We start from the raw sequence: 18,491 nt of genomic DNA on the forward strand, positions 1-18,491 counted from the left end.
AACGTTATTTTTATTTATTAGATAACGTCACTGTAAATTTTGCGTTAAATTAGCACAATAAAGAAATCTAAAGCCCTCTGTAATGAAAAAAATACCTCTATTGCTCGCCGCCTGCATGTTATTTTTCGCATCGGTAAACGCCCAGCGGGCCGACAGGAGCAAGTTCATTAAAGATAGTTTAGACCTCTATATCAGCAAGGCCTTAACCAACTGGCGAGTGCCCGGCATAGCTGTTTGTATTGTGAAAGACAACAAGGTTGTGCTAATGAAGGGCTATGGTATTAAAGAGCTTGGCCTCATGAACAAAGTTGATGAAAACACCCTGTTCATGATAGGCAGCAATACCAAGGCTTTCACGGCAACAGCGCTTGCCATGCTGGAAGTAAACAAAAAGCTGTCGTTAGATGACAAGGTAACCAAATACATACCGGAATTTAAACTGGAAGACAAAAACGCAAGCGACCAGGTAATAGTGCGCGACCTCCTTTGCCACCGCCTCGGCTTCCGGACCTTCCAGGGCGATTTTACTTTTTACAATACCAACCTTACCCGCCAGGAGGTGATACAACGTTTGGGCAAGCTTAAAGCCACCTATCCGTTCCGCACACGCTGGGGTTATACCAACGCGGCATTTTTAACAGCCGGCGAGATCATTCCGAAGGTTACCAACGGGCACTCATGGGAAGCTTACATAAAGGAAGCCATTTTTGCACCGCTGGGCATGGGCAATACTTTGGCCCTAAGCAAGGATTTACCAACATCCTTAAATCGCACGGTGCCGCATACTATTGTCGACGGCAGGCTTACGCCAATCCCTTATTGTCAGATAGATGGCATCGCACCTGCGGGATCTATCAGCTCATCGGTAAATGACATGAGCAAATGGGCACTTGCTTTACTGAACGACGGTAAGGTTGGGCAGCGCCAGGTGATCCCTTCCGCAGCCATCCAGGCAACACGTGTGCCGCAGGATATTGTGAGTAGTGTTCATCATATGAATGGCGAAAATAACTTTGAGCTTTATGGCTTAGGCTGGTTTATCCAGGATTACTCGGGCCACAGGCTGGTGATGCATGATGGCGGGGTTAACGGCTATTTGTCGTCAGTAACGCTTTCGCCGCAGGATAACCTGGGCATCATCATATTAACCAATACCGATCAGAACCAGTTGTTTGAGGCCCTGCGCTGGGATATTTTAGATGCTTATTTCAAACAACCCTTCCGCAATTACAGCGAAGGTTATTTAAAACAATACAAAGCCAATATCGCAACCGAACAGGCCGAAGATAAAAAGCTGAGGGATTCTGTGCTGTTAAACCCCAAACCAATGTTGCTGCCAAACAAATATATTGGCAAATACAGCAACGATTTTTACGGTAGCATGGAGGTTACCCAGGGCGAAGGCAACAACCTCGAAATGCGCTTTGAGCATCACCCTAAAATGTATGCCTTACTAAAACCACTTGGCGGCAACCGCTTTTATGTAATTTTCTCTGACCCTACACTGGGGAAAGCTGTATTTCCGTTCATGGTACAAAACGGCGAGGTTACGGGAGTACGCGTAAAAGTTGCTGATTTTGTAGAGCGGGGCGCGTATGATTTTAAGAAGAATTAGGGGGTAGGAAGTTTACATGAAGGTGAATGAACTACCCTGCACGTCATGCCGAACTTGTTTCGGCACCCCACAGGACAAGTGGCCGGTTTACTCAGCATGGTTGCTTAGCACTTGAGGTGTTGAAACAAGTTCAACATGACCGCAATTATCAAGTCATATGCATACACGAGCCCGTTCTTCGCCTCTGTATACAATTCTGTGCTATGAAGAAGATCCTTTGACCAGGAGAAAACCACTATGTGTAACTTCACCTCTCCTCACATAAAAAAGCGGGATAATTTTCCCGAAAGAAAAACTATCCCGCTGAAAAAATATCTAAACAATTAAATCTTATTGCAGCACAATCTTACGGATACGGTTGTTATAATAGTCGGCTACGTAAACATTGTTTCCGGCATCAACGGTAACACCCTGCGGCGAATTAAAAATCCCTGCAGTGCCCACACCTTCCGCAAAACCGCTTGTTCCGTTACCGGCAATTACTTTTAACACTTTATCCTTGGTGATCTCCAGGATCCTGCCATTCTGATCGGCTATGAACAGGTTCCCGCTTTTATCAAACGCAATGGCCGAAGGGGCGCCAAGGAGGGTAGTTTGTTTATTACCGCCAGCAAAAGTAGTAACAACACCCGCAGGGGTTATTTTACGAATGGCGTGATTAAGCGTTTCGGCTACATAGATATTGTTATTGGCATCAATAGCTATACCGTTAGGCTTGTTAAAAGTAGCGCTGGTTGCCGTTGCATTATCCAGGTAGCTTGCGCCCCTGCTGCCTGCAAATGTGGTAACAACACCCGCCGGGGTTATTTTGCGGATCAGGTTATTGCCCAGATCGGCCACAAAAATATTTCCGGAGCCATCAATTGCTAACCCGCGCGGACTGTTAAACGTTGCTTTTGTGCCTGTACCATCGGTATATCCGGCATCGCCGCTGCCTGCAAAAGTACTAACCACGCCGGCCGGGGTAATTTTGCGGATATTATTATTACCATAATCGGCTACATAAATATTGCCTGTTGCATCGGTAACCAAACTTTGCGGAGCATAAAACTGTGCGGTGGCTATAGGGCCGTCAACATAGCCAATGCTACCGTTGCCCGAAAGCGTAGTGACATCTCCTGCTGCAGTAACTTTGCGTATGGCACTATTAAATGAATCGGCCACATAAATATTGCCGTCGGTACCTGCGGTTACCCCCTGCGGACTGTTAAAAAGAGCAGCGCCGCCCAAACCGTCAACAAAGTCGGCCGCGGTATTACCGGCCAATGTGCTAACTGTGCCCCCTGTTGATGTTGTACCTTCGCCGGTGGTAAACTGCACCACTTTTCCGTAGCCTGTACCCGCACTATTTACAGCATACGCGCGTGCATAATAAGTTGTTTTAGGGCTTAAACCGGTAAGTTTTGTAGTATAGGCGTACAAAATTACCGTATCGGTGGTTTTCTTATCGGCAGTGGTAGGGGTTTGATTGGTGGCACTGTAACAAATACCGTAGCTGCTCAGGCTCACATCGGTCGACCCATTAAATAAACCACCGGTATAGGCTATGGTTCCACTTTCGGCAGTCACCACATCCATTGTGGTTAAATCAGGCACGGTTACGGGTGTAACGTTTCCTTTTTTACCACAGCTTGTGCCGGCCAAAGCAACGGCAAATAAAAACGCGGCAAATAAAATTGTTTTGGTAAAGCTCTTTTTCACGAGTTAGTTTAAAAGTTATATGTAGTAAGTAAGCAAAATTAACTTATCAATACGTAGCAAATTACTTTAAAGTAACATTTTAACAAATATTAACATACTTATTACTTACCAAAAGGCTCCGCCGCCCTGCAAACACAAATAAAACCTGTCAACTGCTTGCTCACGGAGGTAAAGCCATCAAAATCCGGCAACATTTTTGGTGTATACCTGTTATTAATTTACTATGAAACTCATCACGTTATTCATATCCATTTTGATAGCCAATACAGCTATTGCGCAAAAACATGTGCCGCTACCCCACGGAATGATATTTGGCGAAAAGCCCGACACGATAGCCTTAATGCCCGCCTCCAAACTGGAAGCTTTTATGGGTAAAAAAACACGGATCACTACGGCCATTGGCGGCAGGGTTATTAAAGTAACTAAAGAAAAAGGCGGCTGGTTTGAAATGGATGCGGGTAACAACCGGGTTATAACAGCCCATTTCACCAATGCAGGGGTGAGCCTCCCCAGGCAATTGGCTGGCCGTACGGTAATCATTTCGGGAATAGCAGCCAAACAATTTATTGCCGATGACCTGCAACACATGGCCGGCGATACGGTTAGCGGCAAAAAGCAGCATAAGGTAAATACCAACCCCGGCCGTAAGGTTAGCTTTGAAGTAAAAGGGTTAATGATAGATAAATAAAGCTATTCAAGCCGGGTAAATGAAAAGCTGTAAATAAGCCTCAAGCCGGCAAAAGGCGTAACCTGGGACCCTTTTTTCAAATAATCGCCATGAACATTAAGATCGAGTATTTGATGGCGCCCTGACAGCAGAATAAAACCTGCCCCGCCGGTGCCGCCGTAACCGCTATAATCAGAATCAAAGTAACCCAATGCACCGGCCGACACATAGATTAATTTATTGAAGTAATATCTGCCCGAAAGTCCTCCCACTACGTAGTATGGCTCTTCCACGCTTAGATAAGGCGTAATGCTTACTGCTTTTGTTATTTTAATTTCACCTTGTAAAAGGCCGCCGTAGCCGGCGTTTTTTTCACGGGAGGTATTAAGGCCTAATCCCAAACCAATGGCATTTTTGGACTGGGCATGAACTTTTACTCCCCCACACGCCAACAGGGCAAAAAGCAGGATAAAGGTAATTTTCAAAGCAGGATAGATTAATCGTTTAAAGTTAACGTATGTCTGTTAACCCTGACGACTACACCTACGCGTTTGTTACAATGAGCTGCCTTAATTTTTCGGAAACCTCGTTTTTGTTTACTGCAGATGCTTCGCGTTTGCATTTCATATAATGTTCGCGGGCAATTTTTTCGGCCAGGTCGCCGATGGTTTTTACATGCATCTCTTTGCCAAAACGCCCGGCCAGTTTTAAACCTATCCCGGCTATTACCATACCGGCAATACCTATGGCCAGGTAATAAAAGGCCAAAACAAAGCTAACTACCAATATCATGGAAAACAGGTTAACTATCCATTGCTTCGGCTGAAGCAAACGGATCTGGAAACCCATCTCTTCTTCAATGGCAGCCACAGCCTCAATACGGCTGTCGCGCGGAAAAAGATCAGCGAGTTTGGTTTGGGGTTTTATGATATCCTTATCATACCCCGATGATGCATTGATGGCATTACGGAGTTTGTAAAACGCCTGCTGTGTGGTACAGCCATCATTTGTTTTTTTTACTTTTTCAACAACAACGTCGCAAAGTTTACCAAAGTTTTGCACATCATTTACCGATGTATCGTTTAAACTGATGTTAAATGATTTTTCAATTTTCACTAAAACACCATCCATATCTTCAGGATCAACACTCTTCAGGTTGATTTCCTGACCATTAGCCGTATTAACTTTCAATCTATAGCAACTAAATACAACAATAGTGAACCTGCAATTAGGGTTGCAGGTTCACGTTATTAGCAATTAAACTACAAAGGCTGCAATTTAATGTTTTAATTATTTACTCAAATACATTGATTTCTCTTTGTACAGGTGCCTGAAGTATGGGTCCTGCAGGTTAGGGATAAAGCGGATAGCCTCACCTGTCGATTTCATTTCAGGGCCAAGCTCCTTGGTAACTTCAGGGAATTTATCAAATGAGAATACCGGTTCTTTGATAGCGTAGCCCCACAGTTTGCGCTCGATGGTAAAGTCGCTCAGTTTATTGGCTTCAAGCATAACCTTTGTAGCTATATTGATGTATGGCACATCATAAGCTTTGGCGATGAAAGGCACGGTACGTGAAGCACGCGGGTTAGCTTCAATCACATACACCTTATCATCCTTAACAGCGAATTGTATGTTAAGCAAACCGCGTACGTTAAGCGCTTTAGCTATCTTTTTGGTATATTCTTCTATCTGGTGGATTACATTGTCCGACAGATCGAACGGAGGCAATACAGCGAATGAATCGCCCGAGTGGATGCCGGCAGGCTCAATGTGCTCCATGATCCCTACAATATGTACATCCTCGCCATCGCTGATCGAATCAGACTCGGCCTCAGCGGCACGGTCAAGGAAATGGTCGATCAGCACACGGTTGCCCGGCAGGTTGCGCAGCAGGCTTACCACAGCTTTTTCAAGGTCTTCATCGTTAATCACAATGCTCATGCCCTGCCCGCCTAATACATAGCTTGGGCGTACAAGTACCGGGTAACCAACTTTGTGGGCAACTTCAAGCGCTTCTTCCGCACTTTCGGCTACACCATATTTAGGGTATGGGATATCAAGATCCTTCAGCAGGTCGGAGAAACGGCCGCGGTCTTCGGCAATATCCATATCATTGAATGATGTACCAATGATCCGGATGCCGTGCTCGTGCATTTTCTCAGCCATTTTAAGGGCTGTTTGGCCACCCAGCTGAACAATTACCCCATAAGGTTTTTCAAGCTCGATGATCTCGCGTACATGCTCCCAGTAAACAGGCTCAAAGTACAGCTTATCGGCCATGTTAAAGTCGGTTGATACAGTTTCAGGGTTACAGTTAACCATGATAGCTTCAAAACCGGCTTCCTTGGCTGCAAGCAGCCCGTGAACACAGCTGTAATCAAACTCTATACCCTGGCCTATGCGGTTAGGGCCCGAGCCTAATACAATGATCTTTTTCCTGTCAGATGCTACCGACTCGTTTTCGCCTTCGTAGCTCGAATAGTAGTATGGAGTTTTAGCGGGGAACTCGGCAGCGCAGGTATCAACCATTTTGTAAACGCGGTGCATGCCTAAAGCCTTACGGCGCTGGTACACATCCTCCTCGGTAACGTTACCCAAAATGTGGGCTATCTGCACGTCGGAGAAACCTTTTTGTTTCAGGGTGTACAGGAATTCTTCAGGAACGTTGTTCAATGAATAACGGCGAAGCTCTGTTTCCAGGTTAACCAATTCCTGGATCTGGTTCAGGAACCAGCGATCGATCTTGGTTACTTTACGTACCGATTCGATTGGCACACCAAGGCTCAGGGCGTCATAGATGTGGAATAGCCTGTCCCAACTTGGGTGCTCAAGACTGGCCATGATCTCTTCGAGGTTGCGGCTCTGACGACCGTCGGCACCTAAACCGGCACGACCGATCTCCAGGCTTTGGCAGGCTTTCTGTAAAGCCTCGGTAAAGCTGCGGCCAATGCCCATCACCTCACCTACCGATTTCATCTGCAGGCCAAGTTCTCTGTTAGCGCCTTTGAACTTATCAAAGTTCCAGCGAGGTATTTTAACGATCACATAATCCAAAGTAGGCTCAAAATAAGCCGAAGTGGTTTTGGTGATCTGGTTTTCAATTTCATCAAGGTTGTAACCTATGGCCAGCTTGGCAGCAATTTTAGCGATAGGGTAACCGGTAGCTTTTGATGCAAGGGCCGATGAACGTGACACACGCGGGTTAATCTCGATGGCGATGATCTCTTCATCGGCAGGGTTCACCGAAAACTGTACGTTACAACCGCCGGCAAAATTACCTATGGCGCGCATCATTTTGATGGCCTGGTTACGCATTTCCTGGTAGCAACGATCGCTCAGGGTCATGGCAGGGGCCACGGTGATCGAGTCGCCGGTGTGGATCCCCATCGGATCAAAGTTCTCGATAGAACAGATGATGATCACGTTGTCGTTGCTGTCGCGCAACAACTCTAACTCGTATTCTTTCCAGCCTAATACAGCCTGCTCAACCAATACCTCGTGGGTTGGTGAAGCTTGTAAGCCACGGTTAAGGGCAGCGTCGAAATCTTCTTTTCTGTGAACGAAACCCGCGCCTTTACCGCCCAGGGTATAGCTTGGGCGAATAACCAGCGGGAAGCCAATTTCCTGCGCGCCTTCTTTACCTTCGAGGAAAGAATTGGCGATCTTTGATTTGGCAACGCCTACGCCGATATCAACCATCAGTTGGCGGAAAGCCTCACGGTTTTCGGTTTTTTCGATGGCGGCGATGTCTACACCGATAACTTTAACGCCATATTTTTCCCATATGCCGCGTTCAGACGCTTCGATACAAAGGTTCAACGCGGTTTGACCACCCATGGTAGGCAGCACAGCGTCTATCTGCTGTTCGGTTAAAATTTTCTCAATGCTTTCGCAGGTGAGCGGCAGAAGGTAAACATGGTCGCTGATAACTTTATCCGTCATGATAGTTGCCGGATTGCTGTTAATAATAGAAACGGAGATGCCTTCTTCTTTTAACGAGAGAGCGGCTTGTGAGCCGGAATAATCAAATTCGCAAGCCTGGCCGATAATGATTGGGCCGGAGCCAATGATCAGAACGGATTTGATGGAGGTGTCTTTGGGCATAGGGCTTTTTTTAAGTCAAAAGTTCTAAGTCAAAAGTCAAAGGCATTTAAGCCTTTAAACGGTTTTTCCTATGCGCTGAAAGCCAAGAAATCCCGACTTCAGCGTCGGGGTGCAAAGATAGAGTTTTAACAAACACCATTCATGTTTTTTTTCAGATTTAATATTGTCGCAATAACACGCGGCCCTTTTTAAGTTTCGGGGCACATTTTCTTAAAACAATAGGCTTACAATTTCCGTAAAATCTCACTATATTTACTTACAGCCCGGCCTGTAATTTCCAATTGAACCTGTAATTGCGCCCTGGCGCAAATACGTTATATTTAAGGACTATGATAAAGAAGCCTGTTTTTCCGTTGCTTGCGGCTATTTTATTTTGGGGCAGCTGTGCTATGCTGCAATCAGTTGTTAAATCTACTTTTCCGTATACTGCTACTATGGTTATCCCGGCATCGGCCAAAGTTGATGAGGCGCAAACAGCAGTTAGCACGGGCAACAGCTTTGACCAGGATTTTACTAAAGATGGCAACAATGCCAGCAGGATAAGCGAGGTGCGTATCATATCAGCCAAACTGCAGTCGAGCGATCCATCAGATTATAACATCGGCAATATAGCTTCATTAAGGGTATACATGGCTAAAAATGATGGCAGCGAAGAGGTGATGGTTGCCATACGTAAAGATATCCAACCCAACGCCGGCAACAGCATCGTACTTGACATTGACAACTCACACTTTTTAGACGAACTGGTGCGGCAACCAAGCGTGCGCATCCGGATGGTTTACCGTTTGCGTAAAGCTACGGCAACTGATGCCAGCCTGAAAGTATCATTGGGAATTGGGTCGTACCCGGCTAATTAAACCGGCGACCGCACAAAAAACTTACTTAATCAGTTTGTTATCTGAATCGGGGAATATCAAAATAGGTTCGTAATTACGGGCTTCCTCTGTTTCCATATATGCATATGACATAATGATCACAATATCGCCTACCTGTGCCAGACGGGCTGTAGCTCCGTTAAGGCATACGGTGCCTGTTCCGCGCTCGCCTTTGATAACATAAGTTTCAAATCGCGCGCCGTTATTATTGTTCACTATCTGAACCTTTTCGTTGGGGATGATATTTGCAGCCTCAATCAGGTCTTCATCAATAGTGATACTGCCCACATAATTCAACTCCGCCTGCGTTACCTTAACCCGGTGAATTTTGGACTTTAATATTTCAATTATCATGGCGCAAAGTTAGGAATAAATTTAGTCGATAGTCCATAGTCGATAGTCCATAGATTGTAAAAGATTTTTCATCGGCCGGATAACCAGTCTACTGAAGCGTCCATGGACTATCGACTATGGGCTATCGACTAAGAAATCAACACATTATCAATCAATCTTGTTTTACCTACGCGTGCTGCAACAAGGGCAACAATTGTTTCGGATGCGGGGTTGGCATGATGCAGTGTTTTGCCATCGGCTATTTCAAAATACTCCAGCTCAACGCCGGGTTCGTTGCTGATCATTTGAGCTGCCTGCTGCTGCAGGGTGTCAATTTTGTTAATACCGAAGTTTTCATTAACCCAGTTAAGTGCTTTGGAGAGAATGAGCGAGTGTTCCCTGTCATACGGGGTGAGGTGAATGTTCCTTGAGCTCATGGCCAAGCCGTCGGGCTCACGTTCAATCGGGCACATCACCAGCTTAACGGGCATCTCCAGTACCTCAACCATTTTACTGATCACCATAAACTGCTGGTAATCCTTCTGCCCGAAAAAAGCGATATCGGGCTTTACAATATTGAACAGCTTATTTACCACCTGTGTAACGCCCTGGTAATGCCCCGGCCTGAATTTTCCTTCCAGCAGGCGCTCCAGATCGCCCATGTCAAAATGCCATTTTTCATTATCAGCATACATCTCGGTAACCTGCGGATTAAACAAAATATCGCAGTTAACTTCCTCAAGGCGGCGGATATCGTCAGTAATGGGTCGGGGGTATTTTTCAAGGTCCTTGGGGTCGTTAAACTGGGTGGGATTTACAAAAATGCTGCAAACAACCTGGGTGCTTTGCTGCTTTGCCAGTTCAATTAAACCCAGGTGCCCTTTATGCAATGCGCCCATGGTAGGTACAAAGCCAATTACTTTTACCGGCTTACGGTTAAAATAATCGGTTATCTCATTTTTAGTGCTGAATATTTTCAACGTAATAGGTGTTACAAAATTTGGCAAAGGTGTACAATTGATTAAAAATAACCAAAAGTAACTTGCATAATTCGTTGGCAGTTTATATAATAATAGTTATATTTGCAAACTCAAATTTTTTGACTTCTTTACATTTTAAATACTGATTTAGTGATGGGTAAATCTAAGCTTTTGTTTATAACTCATGAAATGTCCCCTTTCCTTGAACTCACAAAAATTGCTGAAATAACACGCCAACTTCCGCAGGCCATGCAGGAGAAAGGTTACGAGATCCGTATCCTTATGCCGCGTTTCGGCAATATCAATGAGCGCAGGAACAGGCTTCATGAAGTGATCAGGTTGTCAGGTATGAATATTATTATCGACGATAATGATAACCCGCTGATCATCAAAGTAGCATCTATCCCGGCGGCGCGTATGCAGGTGTATTTTTTGGATAATGAAGAATATTTTCAGCGTAAGCATGTGTTTGCAGACAAAGACGGTAAGTTTTATGCCGACAATGACGAGCGCATGATTTTCTTTTGCAAAGGCGCATTGGAAACTGTTAAAAAATTAGGTTGGGCACCGGATGTGATCCATTGCCACGGCTGGATGAGCGCGCTTGTGCCTGCTTATCTGAAAACAACCTACAAAGACGATCCTACATTTAAGCACTCAAAAATCATTTACTCTATTTATGAAAATGATTTCAAAGAGCAATTGCACAATGACTTTGCTACAAAAGCCATCATGAGCAATATGAACGAGCAGCATGTGGAGCCGTACAAAGGCGGCACCAATTCGGCGCTGTATGCCGGTGCAATCCACTACTCAGATGGTATTGTTTTAGGCAGCCCTGATATTGATGCAGATGTGTTAAATAATGTTAAAAACAGCAATAAATCGGTTTTAGACTTTGATTCTACCGCAGATTTCGAAAATTATTACAATTTTTACGACGAAATTACCAACGACGAATTGGTGGATGTTGCATAAGACTTAATATTATATATGAAATTTTTCCGATTAGACTTATTGACCCTGTTAATAAGTCTTTTTATTTTGAACAGTTGTAAACGCCAGGATGGTATTGGTTTGGGCGTCAATGATCAAAACGAGATCAATGGCAACCTGATAGTTGATACTAACATCGTTATTAACACTGTTGTTGATGATACCGCAGCTACCTCGGCTCAAACCCGGACACCGCTTGCCAACTTTACCGATCCTGTATTTGGAACAACAAAAAGTATCGTTGCTTTAGGTGTTAACCTGCCTAACGGTGCCGCTTACACAGTTCCCGCGGGTACCCTGACAATCGACTCGGCTGTACTTGTGCTAAAATATGCTGACGGTTTTTATGGCGATTCGCTGGCTTCACGCTATAAAATAAACGTGTATCAGCTTCAACAAAAGGTAGAAAGCAAAACTTATTACAGCAATAACCACTGGGATGCCGATCTGGGCACTTTGCTTGGGTCTAAGACCTTCACAGCCCGTACGCATGATAGTATCACCATAGCCCGCATCCGTACCGACACATTAGATACCGTTCAGCGCGTAGCACCTCAGTTACGTGTACCGCTTAGTAAAGCTTTTATCTATAACAACCTGTTTAATGCAAGCGGTGCTGTACTTGCATCACCAACAACTTTTCAAAGTACTATAAAAGGCCTTTACCTTTCATTAGACAAGGCACAGGCCAGCGATGCCGGCGGTATTATTCAGCTCAATCTGGCCTCATCGCAAATTGATGTTTTTTATAAGGTTGTTACCGCCTCCACCAGTACAACATCCAGTACCATTGATACGGCATCCGTAACCCTGCCGTTCTTTAACCGTGCTGCCGAAATTACGCATACTTATAGTACTACTATCCAGGCAGCCCTGAATAATACAACAACATCGCAAAATACGGTTTACCTCCAGGGGCTTGCAGGCTTAAGGGCTAAGCTTAGTTTCCCCGGCCTTGACAAGCTTGTTGACTCATCGGTAGTGTTAAACCGTGCCGAAATTGTTATCACCCCGCGCGCGGGTTCAGGTGTACCTTATGCGCCTTTACCTAAGCTTACCATGTACAAGCTGGATATAGCTAAACAACGGGCACTGATACAGGATGCATCTGCAAGTGACCCGCGTTCGCAAACAAGTTTATTTGGCGGCAATTATGACCGTACCAAAAAAGAATACCATTTCCTGGTTACAGCTTTTGTTCAGGACCTGATCCGTAAAAAAACAGTTGATTACGGCACCTACATTGCCCCGGTTGATACTACACTTATTAACACCACAACAGGTATTGACGTGGCGCCGTCAACACAAACGGCAGCCCGTACGGTGATAGTGGGGAGTGATAAGGCAACCCCGGGTTATAGCATCCGCATGAACATCATTTACACCAAGGTCCGCAAGTAAGATATCTTTCAATAAACAAAAGAATCCCCGCTTAGGGGATTTTTTTGTTTAAGACAAATACACTTCTTAAAATACTTTTTTAAGTATTTTAAAACTTCGTCTTTTTCGAAAAAAATCAAAATAATTATTGCTGATATGTGTTATATAGCTGTTTATTTTGCGGCGTTTAACATTTATACTTGATTATTTTATGTGCGGAATTGTTGGTTATATAGGATTCAGGGATGCTTACCCTATTGTTATAAAAGGGCTTCACAGGCTCGAATACCGGGGCTATGACAGTGCCGGTGTCGCCCTGCTTAATCATGACCTTAAAGTTTATAAAAAGGCCGGCAAGGTTGAGGACCTTGAAAATTTTGTGAAGGGGATTGACCTGAAGGGAACAATTGGAATGGGCCATACCCGCTGGGCCACCCACGGCGAACCGAGCGACCGTAACTCGCACCCCCACTCATCAGGCGACAGAAAACTCACCATTATCCACAACGGTATTATTGAAAACTATGGAGTGATCAAGGAAACCCTTGCAGCTAAAGGCCATGTTTTAAAAAGCGATACGGATACTGAGGTTTTAATACACCTGATTGAGGATATCCAAAAGGAAACCGGTCTTGATTTGAAAGATGCCGTACGCGTGGCTTTAAACAAAGTGATAGGCGCATACGCCATTGTGATTATGAGTGCCGATGAGCCCGATTTGCTTATTGCGGCCCGTAAAGGCAGCCCCATGGTGATTGGCGTAGGCAAAGGCGAATATTTCATAGCTTCAGACGCTACACCTATTGTGGAATATACCAAAAATGTGATCTACCTGAACGATAACGAAATTGCCTATGTACACCGTGAAAGCTTACTGGTAAAAAACATCGACAATTCGGTACAAACCCCCTACATCCAGGAGCTGGACCTAAAACTTGAAATGCTTGAAAAAGGCGGCTACGACCATTTCATGATGAAAGAGATCTATGAGCAGCCCCGTTCCATCCGCGACTGCCTGCGCGGCCGTATTTACCCCCAGCAGGGCAAAGTTCAGCTTGGTGGCATTAAGGAATACACTGAGAAGCTTAAAAACGTTGACAGGATCATTATCGTAGCCTGCGGTACCTCCTGGCATGCGGGTTTGGTAGGAGAATACCTGATTGAAGAATACGCGCGTGTGCCGGTAGAAGTTGAATATGCCTCCGAGTTCAGGTACCGCAACCCAATCATTACTGAAAAAGACCTGGTGATAGCCATTTCCCAATCGGGCGAAACAGCCGATACCATGGCCGCCATAGAACTGGCTAAGGAAAAAGGCGCTACCATTTTCGGCATTTGTAATGTGGTAGGTGCATCTATTCCGCGTTTAACACATGCGGGTGTGTATACCCATGCCGGGCCCGAAATTGGCGTAGCATCCACCAAAGCCTTCACCGCCCAGGTAAGCGTACTAACGCTGATAGCTTTTTACATAGCCCAGCAGCGGGGTAAAATCACCCAAAGCAAAATGGTTGAATATTTAACCGGCTTAAACGAGATCCCGAACCTGGTACAGGAGGCGCTGAAATCAAACGAACATATCCGGCAAATTGCAGCCCGGTTTAAAGATTCGACCAATTGCCTGTTCCTGGGCAGGGGCAGCTCATTCCCTGTAGCGCTGGAAGGCGCTTTAAAGCTCAAGGAGATCTCCTACATCCATGCCGAAGGTTATCCTGCCGCTGAGATGAAACATGGCCCTATCGCCTTAATTGATGATGAAATGCCGGTGGTGTTCATCGCCACCAAACATTCATCATACGAAAAGGTGATCAGTAACATACAGGAAGTAAAAGCCCGCAAAGGCCACGTCATTGCCATTGTTTCCGAAGGCGATACCGAAGTAAAAGGCATGGCCGATTATGTGATAGAGATCCCGCAAACCAATGAGGCATTTGTACCGTTAGTGGCAACTATCCCGCTGCAGTTACTGGCTTATCACATAGCTGTAATGCGCGGCTGTAACGTTGATCAGCCCCGTAACCTGGCCAAGTCGGTTACTGTTGAATAAGGTTTTGTTAATAATAAAATCTGATTTTTACCAGCCCCTGCCAATAACGGCAGGGGTTTTGTTATTTTTGGGCAAAAACAAATACCTGCTACCTATGAGTTTTGAAATGTTTGCCCAGGCCGAGTCCTGGATCTCCCTGATCACACTTACGCTTTTGGAGATCGTTTTAGGGATCGACAACGTGATATTTATCTCCATCCTGTCTGATAAATTGCCTGCCGCCCAGCAAAGCAAGGGCAGGCGGATTGGTTTGGGCATGGCCATGATCACCCGCATCCTGCTGTTGTTATCCATTAGCTGGGTAATGACGCTTACCGCCCCCCTGTTTAACCTGAGTTCGGTTTTGAGTATTACCAGCCCGGAATGGGTTGAAAAACTGGCTATCTCCGGCCGCGACCTGATCCTGATCATCGGCGGCCTGTTCCTGATCTATAAAAGTACTGCCGAGATCCATCATAAAATTGAGGGTGAAGAAGAAGACGGAGGAACCATAAAAAAACATTCGTTCTGGGGCACAATCATCCAGATCATGCTGCTGGATATCGTTTTCTCGCTCGACTCGGTGATCACCGCGGTAGGAATGGCCAGCCACGTGGAGATCATGATCCTGGCGGTTGTTATAGCCGTAGGCATTATGATGTGGGCATCAAACGGGGTAGCCTCATTTGTAAACAAGCACCCAACCGTAAAAATGCTGGCGCTATCATTCCTGCTGCTGATCGGCGTTTCGCTCCTGGCAGAAGCTTTTGAACAGCATATCCCTAAAGGGTATATCTATTTTGCCATGGCATTCTCTGTTTTGGTAGAGATGCTGAATTTGAAAATGAAAGCAAATAAGGGAAAGAACGTGGTGAAGAAAGGATAATAAAAAAACATCTCAATGTGAGTATTTAAAATCCGGTTACCCCTGAAGGAGAAATGACAAAGGGGTCTGTCAGTCTGAGCCCGTCGAAGACTCGCGCGCAGAGGCCTGCCCACCATGCTTCGAGAACCTCAGCATGACACCTCTTCTTTTATTATGTCATGGATAGATAACGCGTTAGCCCCCTTTAAGTCTCCCCAAAAAAGGGAGACTTAAAAAGCGGAATTTTTTAAAGTCCTCTCCTTTGGAGAGGGTTTGGGTGCGGCTAACTCGATCAATGACCCAATGACTCAAATGACGCACTATAGCGCCACTACCATCGCTTTACCTGTATATTTAACAACCTTATCAGCCTTGGCTGTTAAAGCTACATCCGAACCATGAACACCTTTAACCATCACAATATTAAACGTGCGGCTTTTCAGCTGGCCGGGGAAATGCCCCTTGGTATCTGATATGGTAAGCTTACGGGTTTTATCATTCCAGTTCAGGTTAAATGTAGCTGATTGTCCTTTCTCGTAATTGTAGTTATCGTTTTCATCTTCGTAAAACTTAAATGAAGCATCAGCGCCGGGATAGATGCGAAGCTCAATATTGCTGTTTGGTTTTTCGGTTGCGTATTCAACATCCGGGCCCATTGGTATAATTGAACCTGCTTTTACATATAACGGCAAAATCTCGATAGGTGCCGCAGCGCTAATGGTTTGGCCGCCGTCAAGCAGTTCGCCTGTCCAGAAGTTATACCATTTGCTGGCGGCAGGCAGGTAAACCTGGCGCGCCTTGGCTTTTTTATCTGCATCACTTGAAGTATATAGTTGTTCGGTTACCGGGTTAACCATAAAGGCCGGCCCGAACATATACTGGTCAGGAATGCCGTAAACCTTGCTGTCGCCGCGGTAATCAAACGCCAGCGAACGCATAATGGTATAATTATCATTAGTTACACGACCTGCCAGTGAATAAATGTATGGCATCAGGCGGTAACGGAGCTTATCAAAATTAAGCAGGATCGACCTTGTATTTTCATCCCAGTTTTTGCTGAAGATGGCTCGCTCACCTTTACCGTGGATGCGGAAAATAGGGCAAAATGTACCGAACTGGAACCAGCGGGTAAACAACTCGCGCTTATCCGGCTGCGACCAATCGGCAGGTTTCCAGTGGTAATGATAACCGCCGATGTCTGACGTCCAGTAAGGGATGCCAGAGGTACAGGCATTAATACCTTGTGGTACCTGATCTTTAAAATCATGAAAAGTACACTCAATATCGCTCGACCATAATGTAGAGGCGTTGCGCTGCTCACCGGCAAAGGACTGCCTTACCAAAAAGAAAGCACGTTTACCCGGGATATCCCTGCGCCAGCCTTCGTAAACGCCTTTTGTATGCTGTAAAGAGTAGGTATTAAAATAATCAATGCCTTTACCGATAGCAAAATTGCTTTGACGACGGGCGTCAAGTAAAGCACCATTATCCGGCTCACACTGGTCAATCCACCAGGCATCCCAGCCGTAACGTTTAATGAGGCTGTCGCGGGCCTGGTCCCAGTAAAGCTCACGGGCTTTAGGGTTATGGGCATCATAATAAGTATCAAAAGTGTGGGTAACCACGTTATCCCAGGTGATATCGGTTAAACCTCCCATTTTGTTCAGCGCGTCATAATTAGGGGTGCCTTTACCAAAAACCGGCCAGATAGAGATCATGGCGTGGATATTGGCCGCGTGCAGGGCATCAACCAGTTTTTGCGGATGCGGGTAACGTTCCGGTTTCATTACATGTGAGCCTATTGGCAATGGGTCCCAGTAGTACCAATCCTGCACAATCACGTCAACCGGGATATGGTTATTGCGGTAATTATCCTTTACGGTAAGGATCTCGTCCTCGCTCAGGTACCTGTCCTGCGACTGAAACAAGCCATAAGCCCATTTACCGAACATCGGCGCCTTACCGGTAGCGGTTCGATAAAGATCGATGATATGGTCAAAGCCCGGCCCGTAAAAAAAGAAATAATCAACCTGCTTACCGCTTTCGGATACATATTTAAATTTAGTGTTGTCCGCTTCGGCACCATAAAAATTACTGGCCGAATAGTTATCCCACATCAAGCCATAGCCTTTTGTTGACAACAGTACTGGGATAGCGCCGGTAAGATATTTAATAGCCAGGTCCTGGTTACGGCCTTTATAATTGATCGACATGGAATCTAAAGGATGGCAACCTAAACCGAACAGGGCCTCATCTTTAGGCGACGCAAATTGTGTAGTAACGTTATAAGTGCTGATCCCCGCGATGGTTGCCGGAGTAATGGATTTATTGTCGCTGTCTTCGGCAGTGATCACGTTACCCTTCAAATCGGTATAGGTGATAGCATTGGTAGCTTTATTGATCTTTACTTTCAGCTTTGCCGTAGTAATAACCACCTCGGTTTTCCCATCAGTAACCTGGTACGCTGAGTGCTGAACCCATTTATTATTTACAACCAATGATGGCTTGGTCTCAAAAGCATCAAAGATGGTATATTTTACTTCAACGATATCGTCCCTGCGGATAAGCACTTTCATCAAACCTTTGTCGAGCGTGAAAGTAACGCCATCAGCCGCCTTTTTGAAAGATTTAATAACTGCCATAGCCGGCATGGCAGACATGCCAGCCAAAAGAAAAATGAACCACGCAATCGATTGCCTAACTTTTGCGCCTTTATGAGATAACTGTTTAAACATCATGACTATCACTGATTTGGTTTATACTGAGTGTGAGATTAACACTTAATTTGACACCGTGAATATAGCGTACTTTTTTTAATTGGAGTAATTTTTTATGTCGAATTATTAGTTAGCTACTATAAGCCCCGGATATTGAAAATATCTTGAAAGTGATACAATTTACCACGCGTTTTTAAGCAAAATGGTGGTACGATATAGTTAGTGTGCC

At 45.2% G+C, this 18,491-nt stretch carries 14 protein-coding genes; 7 read left to right on the forward strand and 7 right to left on the reverse strand.

Translation table 11 applies throughout. The annotated features are described in order from the left end of the window. The first annotated feature begins 82 nt into the window (after positions 1-82). A complete protein-coding gene (locus MusilaSJ_RS13735; RefSeq protein WP_274985545.1) occupies positions 83-1,615 on the forward strand; it encodes a serine hydrolase in 1,533 nt (510 codons plus the stop codon). A gap of 330 nt (positions 1,616-1,945) precedes the next feature. Here the strand turns inward: MusilaSJ_RS13735 and MusilaSJ_RS13740 are convergent, their stop codons facing one another. Beyond that, positions 1,946-3,316 (reverse strand): NHL repeat-containing protein, encoded by a 1,371-nt coding sequence (locus tag MusilaSJ_RS13740; protein ID WP_274985546.1) that lies wholly within the window; start codon positions 3,314-3,316, stop codon positions 1,946-1,948. 223 nt (positions 3,317-3,539) lie between these two features. Between MusilaSJ_RS13740 and MusilaSJ_RS13745 the strand changes: the two genes are divergently transcribed. Continuing rightward, the gene (locus MusilaSJ_RS13745) at positions 3,540-4,004 is read left to right on the forward strand and encodes a DUF4920 domain-containing protein (RefSeq protein WP_274985547.1); all 465 of its coding nucleotides are present in this window, start codon (positions 3,540-3,542) and stop codon (positions 4,002-4,004) included. 2 nt (positions 4,005-4,006) lie between these two features. Here the strand turns inward: MusilaSJ_RS13745 and MusilaSJ_RS13750 are convergent, their stop codons facing one another. The 3 genes from MusilaSJ_RS13750 to carB form a co-directional block, all read right to left on the reverse strand. Next, the gene (locus tag MusilaSJ_RS13750) at positions 4,007-4,468 is read right to left on the reverse strand and encodes a hypothetical protein (protein ID WP_274985548.1); all 462 of its coding nucleotides are present in this window, start codon (positions 4,466-4,468) and stop codon (positions 4,007-4,009) included. 58 nt (positions 4,469-4,526) lie between these two features. Continuing rightward, positions 4,527-5,174 carry a hypothetical protein gene (locus tag MusilaSJ_RS13755; protein ID WP_274985549.1) on the reverse strand — a complete coding sequence of 216 codons (648 nt, stop codon included), beginning with the start codon at positions 5,172-5,174 and terminating at the stop codon, positions 4,527-4,529. 99 nt (positions 5,175-5,273) lie between these two features. Next, positions 5,274-8,090 (reverse strand): carbamoyl-phosphate synthase large subunit, encoded by a 2,817-nt coding sequence (carB, locus tag MusilaSJ_RS13760; protein WP_274985550.1) that lies wholly within the window; start codon positions 8,088-8,090, stop codon positions 5,274-5,276. Positions 8,091-8,419: 329 nt separating this feature from the next. On the opposite strand from carB, the gene MusilaSJ_RS13765 reads away from it, so the two are divergent. Beyond that, a complete protein-coding gene (locus MusilaSJ_RS13765; protein ID WP_274985551.1) occupies positions 8,420-8,947 on the forward strand; it encodes a hypothetical protein in 528 nt (175 codons plus the stop codon). Between the two features lie 21 nt (positions 8,948-8,968). Here the strand turns inward: MusilaSJ_RS13765 and panD are convergent, their stop codons facing one another. Then, entirely contained in the window at positions 8,969-9,319 is a 351-nt protein-coding gene (gene panD / locus MusilaSJ_RS13770) for an aspartate 1-decarboxylase (protein ID WP_110587810.1), read from the reverse strand. A 128-nt stretch (positions 9,320-9,447) separates the two neighbouring features. Next, positions 9,448-10,305, reverse strand: coding sequence for a pantoate--beta-alanine ligase (gene panC / locus MusilaSJ_RS13775; RefSeq protein ID WP_274985552.1), 858 nt, complete (start codon positions 10,303-10,305; stop codon positions 9,448-9,450). 126 nt (positions 10,306-10,431) lie between these two features. On the opposite strand from panC, the gene MusilaSJ_RS13780 reads away from it, so the two are divergent. From MusilaSJ_RS13780 to MusilaSJ_RS13795, 4 genes are all read left to right on the forward strand, one after another. After that, positions 10,432-11,256, forward strand: coding sequence for a glycogen/starch synthase (locus MusilaSJ_RS13780; protein WP_274985553.1), 825 nt, complete (start codon positions 10,432-10,434; stop codon positions 11,254-11,256). Between the two features lie 66 nt (positions 11,257-11,322). Next, positions 11,323-12,675: a DUF4270 family protein gene (locus MusilaSJ_RS13785; protein ID WP_274985554.1), complete on the forward strand. Its 1,353-nt coding sequence runs from the start codon at positions 11,323-11,325 to the stop codon at positions 12,673-12,675. Positions 12,676-12,865: 190 nt separating this feature from the next. Next, positions 12,866-14,701, forward strand: a complete 1,836-nt coding sequence (gene glmS / locus MusilaSJ_RS13790; protein ID WP_274985555.1) for a glutamine--fructose-6-phosphate transaminase (isomerizing) — start codon at positions 12,866-12,868, stop codon at positions 14,699-14,701. Positions 14,702-14,795: 94 nt separating this feature from the next. Next, positions 14,796-15,566 carry a TerC family protein gene (locus MusilaSJ_RS13795; RefSeq protein WP_274985556.1) on the forward strand — a complete coding sequence of 257 codons (771 nt, stop codon included), beginning with the start codon at positions 14,796-14,798 and terminating at the stop codon, positions 15,564-15,566. A gap of 299 nt (positions 15,567-15,865) precedes the next feature. On the opposite strand, the gene MusilaSJ_RS13800 is transcribed toward MusilaSJ_RS13795, so the two are convergent. Further along, positions 15,866-18,187 carry a glycoside hydrolase family 31 protein gene (locus tag MusilaSJ_RS13800; protein WP_274985557.1) on the reverse strand — a complete coding sequence of 774 codons (2,322 nt, stop codon included), beginning with the start codon at positions 18,185-18,187 and terminating at the stop codon, positions 15,866-15,868. Positions 18,188-18,491: the final 304 nt, after the last annotated feature.

Source organism: Mucilaginibacter sp. SJ (genome assembly GCF_028993635.1).
In the GTDB taxonomy this organism is placed as follows: Bacteria; Bacteroidota; Bacteroidia; order Sphingobacteriales; family Sphingobacteriaceae; genus Mucilaginibacter.